Source organism: Rhodococcus koreensis, from assembly GCF_900105905.1.
Classification (GTDB): Bacteria; Actinomycetota; Actinomycetes; order Mycobacteriales; family Mycobacteriaceae; genus Rhodococcus_F; species Rhodococcus_F koreensis.
The window spans coordinates 4809408-4821765 of record NZ_FNSV01000005.1 but is presented as its reverse complement, the minus strand read 5'-3'; the positions used below and the strand labels follow the sequence as shown (position 1 = coordinate 4821765).

11 protein-coding genes are annotated in these 12358 nt (G+C 65.8%); 6 read left to right on the top strand and 5 right to left on the bottom strand.

All coding sequences use genetic code 11. From position 1 onward, the window contains the following. Nucleotides 1–63: 63 nt before the first annotated feature. The gene (locus BLV94_RS26565) at nucleotides 64–2241 is read right to left on the bottom strand and encodes a glutamine synthetase III family protein (protein WP_072943649.1); all 2178 of its coding nucleotides are present in this window, start codon (nucleotides 2239–2241) and stop codon (nucleotides 64–66) included. 530 nt (nucleotides 2242–2771) lie between these two features. Between BLV94_RS26565 and BLV94_RS26560 the strand changes: the two genes are divergently transcribed. Both BLV94_RS26560 and BLV94_RS26555 read left to right on the top strand, forming a co-directional pair. Further along, nucleotides 2772–3260, top strand: a complete 489-nt coding sequence (locus tag BLV94_RS26560; protein ID WP_072943648.1) for a hypothetical protein — start codon at nucleotides 2772–2774, stop codon at nucleotides 3258–3260. A gap of 232 nt (nucleotides 3261–3492) precedes the next feature. After that, nucleotides 3493–4704, top strand: coding sequence for a CaiB/BaiF CoA transferase family protein (locus tag BLV94_RS26555; RefSeq protein WP_072943646.1), 1212 nt, complete (start codon nucleotides 3493–3495; stop codon nucleotides 4702–4704). A 127-nt stretch (nucleotides 4705–4831) separates the two neighbouring features. Here BLV94_RS26555 and BLV94_RS26550 read toward each other — a convergent pair whose 3' ends face one another. From BLV94_RS26550 to BLV94_RS26540, 3 genes are all read right to left on the bottom strand, one after another. Then, the gene (locus tag BLV94_RS26550; protein WP_072943644.1) at nucleotides 4832–5902 is read right to left on the bottom strand and encodes a threonine aldolase family protein; all 1071 of its coding nucleotides are present in this window, start codon (nucleotides 5900–5902) and stop codon (nucleotides 4832–4834) included. A 10-nt stretch (nucleotides 5903–5912) separates the two neighbouring features. Next, on the bottom strand, nucleotides 5913–6482 hold the full coding sequence (locus tag BLV94_RS52155; RefSeq protein ID WP_072943643.1) for an XRE family transcriptional regulator: 570 nt from the start codon (nucleotides 6480–6482) through the stop codon (nucleotides 5913–5915). Between the two features lie 215 nt (nucleotides 6483–6697). Continuing rightward, nucleotides 6698–7978, bottom strand: coding sequence for a cation:proton antiporter (locus tag BLV94_RS26540; protein ID WP_072943641.1), 1281 nt, complete (start codon nucleotides 7976–7978; stop codon nucleotides 6698–6700). Between the two features lie 423 nt (nucleotides 7979–8401). Here BLV94_RS26540 and BLV94_RS26535 point away from each other — a divergent pair, with 423 nt between their 5' ends. The 4 genes from BLV94_RS26535 to BLV94_RS26520 all read left to right on the top strand — a co-directional run bounded on the left by BLV94_RS26535 (nucleotide 8402) and on the right by BLV94_RS26520 (nucleotide 10862). Beyond that, nucleotides 8402–8683 carry a hypothetical protein gene (locus tag BLV94_RS26535; RefSeq protein ID WP_072943640.1) on the top strand — a complete coding sequence of 94 codons (282 nt, stop codon included), beginning with the start codon at nucleotides 8402–8404 and terminating at the stop codon, nucleotides 8681–8683. Continuing rightward, nucleotides 8680–8961 carry a hypothetical protein gene (locus BLV94_RS26530; protein ID WP_072943639.1) on the top strand — a complete coding sequence of 94 codons (282 nt, stop codon included), beginning with the start codon at nucleotides 8680–8682 and terminating at the stop codon, nucleotides 8959–8961. The genes BLV94_RS26535 and BLV94_RS26530 overlap by 4 nt, the downstream gene beginning before the upstream one ends. A gap of 180 nt (nucleotides 8962–9141) precedes the next feature. Beyond that, entirely contained in the window at nucleotides 9142–10305 is a 1164-nt protein-coding gene (locus tag BLV94_RS26525; RefSeq protein ID WP_072943638.1) for a Gfo/Idh/MocA family protein, read from the top strand. 86 nt (nucleotides 10306–10391) lie between these two features. Next, complete coding sequence (locus BLV94_RS26520) at nucleotides 10392–10862, top strand: SgcJ/EcaC family oxidoreductase (RefSeq protein WP_072943637.1); 471 nt, start codon at nucleotides 10392–10394, stop codon at nucleotides 10860–10862. Nucleotides 10863–10909: 47 nt separating this feature from the next. Here BLV94_RS26520 and BLV94_RS26515 read toward each other — a convergent pair whose 3' ends face one another. Next, nucleotides 10910–12316, bottom strand: coding sequence for a guanine deaminase (locus tag BLV94_RS26515; protein ID WP_072943636.1), 1407 nt, complete (start codon nucleotides 12314–12316; stop codon nucleotides 10910–10912). Nucleotides 12317–12358: the final 42 nt, after the last annotated feature.

Below are 12358 nucleotides of genomic sequence, written 5' to 3'. Positions count from 1 at the left end.
CGGAACCTACAGCTTCCGCCGTAGGTTCCGGACCTTGATGACGTGCAGATCTACTCCAGTCCGTCAGAGGACGTAGAGCATCTCCTGGTACGTGGGCAGCGGCCAGAGGTCGTCGGCCACGATGTCCTCGAGGCTGTCTGCTGCTGCGCGAACGGCAGCCATCGCGGGCAGGAGGGCGTCCTTGGCATGCGTTGCCTCCGCCAATGCCTCCGATTCACCCTGAGCGGTGAGCGCGGACTTCAACTCGGCGAGCGCGACCCTGAGGTTTGTCAGGAGTGCCGACACGGCTTCGAGCGCGGACAGGTCCGCGTCCACGCCTGCGGCCTTCAGCGCCGCAACGTTCTGCGCCAACTCGGTCTGGTAGCGAATCGCGGCGGGGAGGATCGACGTCTGTCCCAATTCCAGGGTCAGCCGTGCTTCCACACCGATCGTCAGCGCGTACTGTTCGAGACCGATCTCGTAGCGAGAGTGCATCTCCCGGTGGTTGAACACCTGGTACTTGCCGAACAGTTCGACCGCCGATTCGGTGATCAGTTCGGGCAACGCGTCGAGGGTCGTGCGCAGGTTCGGCAGTCCACGCGCGGCCGCCTCGTTCTGCCAGTTCTCCGAGTACCCGTCACCGTTGAACACGACGTCACCGTGGTTGGTGATGATCTCGGTGAGCAGGTTCTGCACCGCGGTGTCGAAGTCGGTGCCGTTCGCGACCGCGGTCTCGAGTTCGGTCGCGATGTAGTCGAGCGACTCGGCCATGATCGTGTTGATCGTGACGATGGGTCCGCTGACGGTCTGCATCGAACCCGGCGCCCGGAACTCGAACCGGTTGCCGGTGAAGGCGAACGGGCTCGTGCGGTTGCGGTCGCCCGGATCGGTCGGGAGCACGGGCAGGGTGTCGACACCGATCTTCATGGTGCCCTTCCCCTTCGACGAGGTGGCCGCACCCTTCGCGATCTGCTCGAACACGCCGGCGAGCTGATCTCCGAGGAAGACGGAGATGATGGCCGGGGGAGCCTCGTTCGCGCCGAGACGGTGATCGTTGGTCGCCGACGCGACGGAGGCGCGGAGCAGGCCGCCGTACTTGTGCACCCCGCGGATGACGGCAGCACAGAAGACGAGGAACTGGGCGTTGTCGTGCGGGTTGTCGCCGGGAACGAGGAGGCTGCCGAGGTCGGAATTGCCGAGCGAGAAGTTGACGTGCTTGCCGGACCCGTTGACACCGTCGAACGGCTTCTCGTGGAACAGGCAGGCCATGCCGTGCTTCTTGGCGATCGTCTTGAGCGTCGTCATCAGCAGTTGCTGGTGGTCGGCGGCGATGTTGCCGCGTTCGAACATCGGTGCGATCTCGAACTGGCCGGGGGCGACCTCGTTGTGCCTGGTCTTCGCCGGAATGCCGAGCTTGAACAGCTCACGTTCGGTGTCCATCATGAAGCCGAGAACGCGCTCCGGGATGGCGCCGAAGTAGTGGTCGTCGAACTCCTGGCCCTTGGGCGGCTTGGCGCCGAACAGGGTGCGGCCGGAATTGAGCAGGTCCGGCCGGGCGAGGAAGAAGTGCCGGTCGACGAGGAAGTACTCCTGTTCCGGTCCACAGAACGAGACGATGTTCTCGACGTCGTCGTGGCCGAAGAGCGTCAGGATGCGTTCCGCGTGGACACCCATCGCCTGCTGCGACCGCAGCAGCGGTGTCTTGTGGTCGAGCGCGTCCCCGGTCATCGACACGAACACCGTCGGAATGCACAGGGTGTTGCCGTTCGGGTTCTCGAGCACATACGCCGGGCTGGTGACGTCCCACCCGGTGTAACCGCGCGCCTCGAACGTGTTGCGTAGCCCGCCGTTGGGGAAGCTCGACGCGTCGGGCTCGCCCTGGACGAGCGTCTTACCTGCGAATTCGGCGAGCGCCGACCCGTCACCGACCGGGTCGAAGAAGCTGTCGTGCTTCTCCGCGGTCAGGCCCGTCAGGGGGTAGAAGACGTGCGCGTAGTGCGTGGCGCCCTTCTCGAGTGCCCAGTCCTTCATCGCCGACGCGACCGCGTCGGCAACCATCGGGTCGAGAGGCTTGCCCTTCTCGATCGTGGCGATGACGGACTTGTAGACCGACTTCGGCAGACGCTTCTGCATCACGGTCTTGCTGAACACGTTCTGACCGAAGATCTCGCCCGGCTTCTCGTCGTCGACGAAACTGACGGCCGGGGGCACGTATGCCTCGACGTCCTTGATCGCCTGCAGACGGACGGCATTCCCACTCATGTGTTTCTCCCTCGCGTGTACCCCGCGGATGAGGTGGGGGTGCGTCGGGGCAACACTGTACGAACGGAACGTAACGTGAATGTTTCGTGCAGATTTCTCGGCCGTGTCAGACCGCCGTGACGGTGCTCACGCGGAGTCCCCTGAGGATAAGGCCCACAGCAAAACTACACCGTTCGGATTCGGTCCGTCGGTTGAGGCTGCCGCCGGCCGGCAGCGGCGGGAACGTCGAGCCCTCGACGAGCTTTACTTGCGCTTTACCTTATTTCGCGATAGCGTCCAATCAGTTGCAGGCGAAGCGAATCGCGAATTCGCCACCTCCAGACCTAGGTGAGAGTCCGCCCATCGAGGGATCGGGCGGTGTGCCCGTACGCAGCGCGCCGACGTCGAATCGAATTCCGTCGGACGCCGCTACACGGGCGGTGGACCCCACCGGTCAGCTTTGGGCGGCCGGGACCGGTGGGGCCATACCGGCGACTGGGCGTGATCGACTGCGCTGTGTGGCGGTGCCCCGCACCGGGCATTCTCGAAGTATGGGATCGAACGCGGGCAGCCCCACCAGTTCGTCGGCCGCGGCAGTCGGCGGCCGGCTGATGCAACTGGTCGGTGACCGCGACGTCGTCCGGTTCTCGGGCGAGATATCCCGGGTGTGCGCCGAACCGCCGGCTGTCGGAGAGCAACCGGAGTACGGCGACGTGCTCGCCTGGGTCGTCGATGCCATCGTCGGCGTTGTCACCGCGCGTTTGGGCGCCGCGCGACCGGGGGAGAGGTTCATCCTCGACCTGCGCTTCACGGACGGCGGGTTCGTCGACGTAGACGCCCTCTCGGCGTCGGAGCGTTGGGTGCTGCGGACGGTGTCGGCGTTCCTCGCCGAGGATCTCGCCGAAGCGCAGCGGTCGCTGACCGCTGCCGAGCAATTCGACGTGACCATGCGGGCGGAGACGCTCTCCGATGCCCTGATCTGGCTCGACTTCGTTCTCGACGTCGACCTTCCCGACCCTCCCGACGTCACCACCGCATAGCGGGGCGGTCAGTCCGGTGTCCTCGCCTCCGCCGGTAGAGGGCACGGCAACGCCGTGAATCCGCGATCTCGTTCAGCGGACTCTCACAGCGCTCCCCGGATCGGATTCTGTGGTGTTCCGCTTTGGAACACCCGCGTCGTGGGGCGGTGGTCGATCCTGGAGTCACCATGCCGGGTAGCCGGCACCGAACGCTCCGTCTGCGGCGTGCGGTCCATCATCAGGAGAATTTCACGTGACCTCAATTGTGACTTCGACGGCGCGCCGGGACCTTCCTCTCGACGGGATCACCGTGGTCAGCTTCGAGCAGGCGGTGGCCGCCCCGATCGCCACCCGGCACCTGGCCGATCTCGGAGCCCGCGTGATCAAGATCGAACGTGTGGGGGAGGGCGATTTCGCCCGCAACTACGACACCGCCGTGCACGGCCTCGCCTCCCATTTCGTGTGGCTCAACCGGGGCAAGGAGTCGGTCTGCGTCGACATGAAGTCAGCGGAGGGGCTCGAGGTGATACGTCGGCTCCTCGACCGGGCCGACGTCGTCGTCCAGAACTTTGCTCCCGGCGCGATGGAACGTCTCGGTCTCGGCGCCGACGCCTTGCGCCGCGACCGCCCCGAACTGATCGTGGTGAACATGACCGGCTACGGCACCGCAGGCCCACTGCAGGCACGTAAGGCGTACGACATGCTGGTGCAGGCAGAGACCGGTTTGTGCTCGATCACCGGCACCCCCGAGACGGCAACCAAGACGGGAATTCCAGCCGCCGACATCGCCGCCGGCATGTATGCGCTGACTGCGGTGCAGGCAGCACTGTTTCGGCGCGAACGCACCGGTGTGGGGGCCGCGGTGGATGTGTCCATGTTCGACGCGACCGTCGAATGGCTCGGGCACCCCATGTACCTGCAGATGTACCAGGACACTCAAGTCGAGCGGATGGGTCTGAGTCACGCCTCGATCGCACCGTACGACGCGTACCCGACCGTTGATGGGCAGATCCTGATCGGGGTGCAGAACGACCGCGGCTGGCGGGCGCTGGTCACCGAGGTGTTCGGCAGATCCGATCTTGCGGAGCATCCGAAGTTCGCGACCAACATCCTGCGGGTGGAGCACCGACCCGAAACCGACCAGGTCGTCGCCGAGCACACCCGCCGTTTCGACACCGAGGAACTGGACAAACGACTCGCCGCGGCAGGCGTGCCCGCCGCCCGCCTGAACGGAATGAGAGACCTCATCGACCATCCTCAACTGTCCGAGCGTGCCCGGTGGCGGGAGGTCGACACCGCCGCCGGGCCAGTGCGAGCGGTACTGCCGCCGATGACGTTCACCGATGTCGAACTGCCCATGGGACCTGTTCCCGCCCTCGGTGAGCACACCGACGCCGTGCTCAGCGAACTCGGCCTCACCGACACCGCGATCGCTGGACTTCGCACCGGAGGCGCCGTCGGTTAGCCTCCCGTCCCGCAGCTGAGATCGCATGGCTCAGCGCATCGACGAAGGCAGATCCGATGGCGGCCACAGAGGTCTCGTGGCCACCAAAGGCGTTGTCGCGCTGAGGCGGTCTATCGTTGCTCTCGCCCTACAGCACAGATCGGTACCCGCGCGTAAGTTCGGTGACCGAAGACACAAGCGTGTCGATGTCCGATGAGTGATGGGCGAAAGACGTCACGAACCGAACGACTCCCGGCTCCCAGCGGTCGCCGTAGAAGGCGTACCCCTGAGCCCTGAGATCAGCCGACAGGTGATCGGGGAAGTGGCAGAACAGAATGTTGGCGCCGCTCTTGCTCAGGATCTTCACGCCGGGGAGGCCTGCGAGGCCGTCGCGCAGTCTCGTCGCCATGTCGTTCGCGTGGCGTGCATTGTTCAGCCAGAGGTCGTCGTCGAGGTAGGCGCCGAGTTGCGCTGTCTGGAAGCGCATTTTGGAAGTGAGTTGACCTGCACGCTTGTGGCGGTATTGCAGTTCGGTAGCCAGCCGGCCGTCGAACGAGATCACGGCGTCCGCGGTCATCGCGCCGTTCTTCGTGGCACCGAACGACAGGATGTCCACTCCTGCCTTCCAACTCATTTCGGCCGGGGTCGCCCCGATGGCGATCAAGGCGTTGGCGAAACGGGCACCGTCCATGTGGACACGAAGACCCGCTTCGTGCGCGATCGACGACAGTTCCGCGAGTTCGTCCAGACTGTATGCGCTGCCGGACTCGGTTGCCTGCGTGAGGCTGACGACGGAGGGCTGCACGCTATGGACATCTCCTCTCCTCCGGCCCACTGCTGCGCGGAACAAGTCCGCGTCGATCTTGGAATCCGGGCCGTCCACCAGGATTGATCTCGCACCATTCGTGAAAAACTCCGGTGCGCCTGCCTCGTCGTTGTTGATGTGAGCGTCCGGGTGGGACAGGACTGCGCCCCACGGAGGCGTCAGAGCGGACAACGCGAGTCCGTTCGCCGCCGAACCGGTGCCGACCGGGAATACGTCGACGTGATGGTCGAAGACGTCGGCGAACTTCGTCCGCACCGACTGCGAAAGCTCGTCATTGCCGTACGGCGCGGCCAGGCCCTCCGCTGCTGCCGTCATCGCGGCGAGGATCTGGGGGGACGCGCCTGCAGCGTTGTCACTGAGGTATCCCTGCAGGGGTGTGGCGGCCGAGGTCATGGATGACCTTTCAATTCGATACTGGAACAATGAATGTCACGGTCAAGTCAACTGGCTCGTTCGACGTGACGTACACGTGCGGCGCGTCGCCGGCAAAGGCGAGTAAGTCGCCCGGTCCCAGCGCGGTGGGGTTGTCCACGGGTCCTGCACGAAGGTGCCCAGACGAGATAAAGAGCTGCTCGACTGTGCCGTCTGCGTGAGGGAGGCCTGTGCTGGAGTGGTTCGCGGGTAGTCGCATCCGCCATATTTCGACCGAATGCCCGCCGCTGATCCTGCGGAGAAGTTCACGCTTCACCTCGCCCGACTCGACGCCGGTTCCTCGCAGATGGAGTGGCCCAGGGTCTCGATCGCCGGAAATGAGGTCCGTGAGCGGAATTCTGAGTGCCACCGCAAGCGAATCCAGGGTAGTGATCGTCGGGTTCCCCGTACCTGATTCGAGTCCCGACAAGGTCGCTTTGCTGATCCCTGCGCGGCGTGCGAGCTCAGCTGCGGACATTCCGCGTTGGGTTCGCCGCATCACGATCTGTTCACCGATGGCGGCGCACCTGTCGTTCACCGATTGCCCCTCGGGTCCGGGCATACTCACACCTCGATCTGGCAACCGTCACTTGGACTCGGCTCACCATTGCGTTCGGTAAAGTGAACTATTCGTTCAGTGTAATGATCGTCGCGCTGGCGGGCAACCCGTCGCTGAGCTGCATTGCGTGGCGTTCCCGGAGCGGATGAGGGGCCGCTGACACCGGAGAAGGTGCCGGCGGCCCTCTTCATTTTGCCCACCGGATGGTTCCGCTGTTGCTAGCCGCCGTCGTCCACGCGAGGACGGACATCGCCCGGCCTCTCCCCGGACGCTTCGATGTGGAGGGTCTCCGGCCGGGGATGCCCCCGGAACCAGGCCGCGTAACGATCGGCGAGCGGCGCGGCGGTGAGTCCGTGGGCGAGGACCGAGACGCCGATGGTGACCAGCGCGGTCGTCAGCAGCAGGTTTTCGTGCGGGAGTTCGCCCGACTCCTCGACGATCAGGACCACGAAGACGATGGTGGCGAGCCCGCGCGGGCCGAACCAGCCGAGAAAGGCGATGGTCGGCCCCCGTGCGTGCAGGCCGACGAGGGAGAGCGCCACCGGCACCATCCGCACGACGGTGAGGCTGAGCGCCGCGTAGACGAGCACCTGCCACGACAGGTGACCGAGCGCGGGGCCGAGCAGCACCGCACCGAAGACGATGAAGGTCACCGCGTTGAAGAGATCGCCGGACTCCTCGATCATGTGCGAGAGCTCGCCCCCCGCCCGCCGCCGAATGGCACCGAAGGCGAGGCCACCGACGAACGCCGCGATGAAACCCGACCCGCCGAGCGGAACGGCGATCGTGTACGCGAGCACGGCGGCGGCGACCGGGACGATCTGGATCCACAGCGGGTCGATCGCATCGCGCCGGCCGGCGACGACCACGATTGCTGCCGCGACCGCTCCGGCGCCCAAGCCGGCGAGGATGCCGTAGCCGATCTGCTCGGCGACCAGGATCGCGGCCGAGCCACCGCCGATCGCCCCCGATTCGGCGCGGGCGATCGCGAGGACGATCAGGAACAGTGGCACGCAGATGCCGTCGTTGAGTCCGCTCTCGACGTTGAGGCCTTGCCGCACCCGCGTCGGTAGAGAGGGCAGCGTCACGACCGCCTGTCCGAGCGCCGCGTCGGTCGGCGCCAGGATCACCGCCAGCAGCAACGCCTCCGGCCAGCCGAAATCGTCGAACACGAGCACCGCGGCGCCGAAGCCCGCGGCGATCGTCAGCGGCAGTCCGAATCCGAGAAGTCGTGCCGGGAGCGCGATCTCGGGACGGAGCGCGGTGAGGTCGACGTTCGACGCGTCGGTGAAGAGCACGAGCGCGAGCGTCACCTCGGCGAGCAATTTGATGATCTCGCCCGTGACGTCCACCTCGATCAGGCCCACCCCTTCCGCACCCAGCGCGAGTCCACCCACCGTGAAGGCGATCGGCGCGGTGAGCGGGGTACCCGCAACTTTCCGGGAGATCGCGGCGAAGGCGAGCAGCATCGCGGCGATCGCCGGTATCGCCCAGGTCATCGCGTCCCTACCCCGGCAGGGCGGGGCGGCGAGGCCACCGCGGCGGATCCCACTTCGTCGAGCGCGGGATCACCAGTGAACGGCTCGTTCATGACCTTGGCTCCTCATCGGGTCTCGTGCATCCAGCCAAGCACGACGAACCCCGCGTTCACCATGGTTTGACCGGATCGCTGCGCTGGTCCAGCCGTGAGGGCCAGAGGACTACCTCGCGGCCGGAGCGCGGGCCATGTACGAACACGAACACGATCTCCTGCGGCGACGTGAGAGCCGTCCTGGCCCCCCTTCAGCCTCGCCGGCATCGTGTCCGCACCGAACGCCGCGTCCGGCGCGAGATTCGCGTAGTCGACTACTCGGTCCAACCGGCGCAGGTCGCCGTACGGTCGGTCCTGTATCGCATTCGCGAATCGACGAAAGGACACTGAAATGGCTTGGTCGACAACGCCGCAGGGGCTTTTTCTCGCCGCTGGTCAGGCGAATCAATTCTCCTTCTCGTTCGGGGACATCTGGAAGGGGCCGCAGTTGGCGACGCCGAAACTCGATGCCAGTCAGGGTGGTGGCGGCACGAAGGTCCTGGTGACGCAGTGGCAGGGCACCGCCAACGAACCGGTATTCGGCGGCCCCAGCAGGCAGTGGTACGCGCTCGGCATTCATAACAGCTCGAATTCGGGCATCTGGTTCCATCTCGAAGGAGGCGTACTCGCATGACGACACAGGAATCACCGAAGGTGTCCCACGTGCAGGTCCTGGCGGACGACAGCGGCAGCATTCTGGCCGCCGTCATGCGGACCGCGGGGGCGGACTCGATCCCGGACTCGGGTGAGGACGTTGCACCCCAGGTCTCGCTTCTCGCCTCGGAAGGGCAAGTGTTGCATGAAGTCTCCGTCTCCGGAGCGTCAGGGGAGGAGATGTTCGAGTCGCTCGATCAGTGTGTGATTCGGGTCGATGCCGGCGTCCCGACGCTGGTGCGACGCGCGGACGCATAGCCGTCGAGGAAGGCGAGGGGAACGCTGGTCCGGGGGCCGGCGGTCCCCGCCCTGCGCCGAGCGGAAACCCATCAAATTCCCCTCGAGAGCTACTTTGTCCGCACAAACGGTTGACTTCGCTGCCGGCGCACAGCACTGTCGTAGAGACACCCGCCGCGCCGAGTAGTTCCGGAGTCGACCTTGACCAACGCCCACCCCACCGAGATCGCAGTTGCAGTGGCCGGATTCGGCTGGATGGGCCGAGTGCACACGAACGCGTATCTGCGGCAGCGCCACCACTTCCCGGAAGCCCCGACGATCCGGCTGGGCGCCGTCGCCGACGAGGTACCCGGTCGCGCCGAGGAAGCCGCCGCCCAGTTCGGGTTCGGCGCAGCGTTGACGGATTGGCGCGACATCGCCGCCGACGAGAACATCGACGCGGTCAGCATCACCGCACCCAACTTCCTGCACCGCGAGATCGGCGTCGCGATGGCCGAAGCGGGCAAACACATCTGGATCGAGAAGCCGGTCGGGCTGTCGTCGGAGGACGCGAAGGCTGTTGCCGCCGCCGTCGAGAAGGCCGGCGTCCAGTCGACCGTCGGGTTCAACTACCGGCACGCACCTGCCGTCGCGATGGCACACGATCTCATCGCCTCGGGCGAACTGGGCACCATCACACATTCACGGTTCCGTTTCCTCAGCGACTACGCCGCACATCCGGACGGCGCGCTGAGCTGGCGTTACGAGAACGCGCGCGGTGGGTCGGGCGTGCTGGGCGATCTCGCCTCGCACGGCGTCGACCTGATCCGGTACCTGCTCGGGGACATCGACGCCGTGGTGGCCGACACTGCCGTCTTCATCCCGCAGCGCGCCGTCCCGACGGGGGCCACCAGCGGGCATGCGCGCGCCACCGGCGGCAAGTTGGGAGCGGTGGAGAACGACGACTTCGTCAGCGCGCTGGTCCGTTTGGCATCGGGCGGACGGGTGACACTGGACGCCAGCCGCGTGGCCGTCGGCGAGCAGAACAACTACGGGTTCGAGATCCACGGCACGAAAGGTGCGGTGTACTGGGACTTCCGCCGGATGAACGAACTCGGCACGAGTCTCGGCAGCAGGTACCAGGACCAGCCGGTCACGACGGTCTGGGTGGGACCCGACGCCGGGGCATACGCCCGCTTCCAGCCGGGTTCCGCGTCCTCGATGAGCTACGACGACCTCAAGGTCATCGAGGGAAACAACTTCATCACGTCGATCGTCGACGGAAAGCCCCAGGGCGCAACGATCGCCGACGCCGTCGCCGCGGCCGAAACCCTCGACGCCATCACGGCATCGGTCGCATCGGGTGCGTGGGTCGGGGTGCGCTGATCCGATCCGCGCCGTGTGGTCGCGGGGTTACGCTTGATCGGTTGGCGGGTCGTTCCCGTACGCGCCCCTTCTCCGCGGAGGTTGGTATGAATGCCAAACCGTTCGGCACAGGCATTGCGATTCTCGCGTTGACGATTTCGGTGGTTTCGTGTTCGTCGGATACTTCCTCCGACAGCGAGGACAGTTGCGTCCGCGCGAGTGACAGTGAGCTGGATGCGCTTTTCACGAGTTGGAACGATGCACTGGTCTCCGGCGACGCGAGCCGGGTGGCCGCGCTGTACCGGCCGGACGCGATACTGCTGCCGACTCTATCGGTGCCCATCGCCGACACCCCGGAGGAGATAACGGAGTATTTCGTCAATCTGATCAAGGCCGATCCCACGGCCCGGATGGAAGAAAGCTACAAGTATTCGGACTGCGACCTGGCCTACAACGTGGGCCGCTGGGTGATCAACGCCAACGGCCAGGACGTGGCAGCGAGGGTCACGTGGGTGTACCGGTACGAAGACGGAAAGTGGCTGATCGCCAACCATCATTCGTCGGTGAACCCCAGCTGAGGCGACGCGGTGGTGGCCGACCCGCAAGGCCGGCCACCACCGTCGGTTCAGGACGACTTGGCGCGTTTACCCGCGACGTACACCTCGGTGATGGACGTCTCGCGGATCCCCATCAGCAGCGCGAACAGGGTCTGATCGCGGGCGAGTTCGGGGTCGGCGGACCGAAAGGCGTTGCGCAGCAACCCGTCGAGTGCGGGTGTGCCCGCCGGGTCGACGACGACGAAGTCGGCTTCCTTCCCGAGGTCGAAGTTGCCGAACCGGTTCTCCATGTCCAGTGCCCGGGCGCCGCCGAGGGTGCCGACGAACAGCATCTCGGCGGGATGCATCGACACCCCGTCGTCACCGGGCTCGGTGATGTGCACCTTGAACGCGTCGCCGAGCACCCGCGGAATCAGCCATTCGTCGCCGCCGCCGAAATCGGTTCCCACGGAGATGGTGACACCCGACGCGACCGTGCGCTTCCACGGCATCGTTCCGGATCCCAGGAACAGCTGCGAGATCGGACAGTGTGAGACCGACGTACCGGTCTCGGCCATCCGCTCGAGCTCGACGTCCTGGCAGTGCACGCAGTGCGCGAGGATCGTGCGCCTGCCGAGCAGGCTCTTTCCGCCGACCGCCGAGCCGGGCAGGAACTTCCCGTCGTAGGTGTCCAGGTACGAGTTCACCTGGTACGTCTCCTTGGTCGAGTCGACCTCGCCGGTGCCGGGACGGTTGTTCTCGTTGAGATGCGAGTGCACGTACACCCCGCGGTCGCGCACCTCGTCGTAGAGTTCCCCGAGATTTTTCAAGGTCTCCGTCGTCACCGACAGCGAGAACCGCGGGATGATCGCCACGTGCAGCAGTGCGGTGTCGACGTCGCCGGTGTCGGCGCCGTGCCACTTGTCGATCTCCTCGCGGGTGAGCCGGATGGCGTCCTCTTCGGACGTCATCAACGGCTGGGCGGTTTCGTCACCGACGGTTTGAATTCCGCGGCCACTCACGATGCGCAGGCCGGCCTTCTGCGTCTCGGTGAACAACGCGTCCTGGGCGTGCGGAAACGCCGAACCGAACACCATGGCGGCGGTCGTGCCCGCCGAGATGCGCCGGTTGGTGAACTCGACGGCCGCCTGCTGCGCGAACTCCGGGTCGGCGAACTTCGCCTCCGACGGGAACATGCACAGGGTCAGCCACTCCAGAAGTTGCCCGCCGCCGTAGGAGTCGCCGGCGTACGTCTGAGGGAAATGGACGTGGGTGTCGACGAATCCGGGCAGCAGAAACCCGGGCCGGTGGTCGTACACGGTGCCGGACTCGTATTCGAACGGGAGCTCGGCGCGGTCACCGCAAAACACGATTCGCCCATCGTCGTCCAGCACCAGGGCGCCGTCGGGTATCGAAACCAAGGCGGCCGCGGCTTCGGTCACTTTCGGCGCGCCTGCGATGTGGAAGATGTGTCCGAGGTGGAGGTGCGTGGCCATGCGTGAACTCCCGTCGAGTGGTAACGGATCATGCGATGAGAA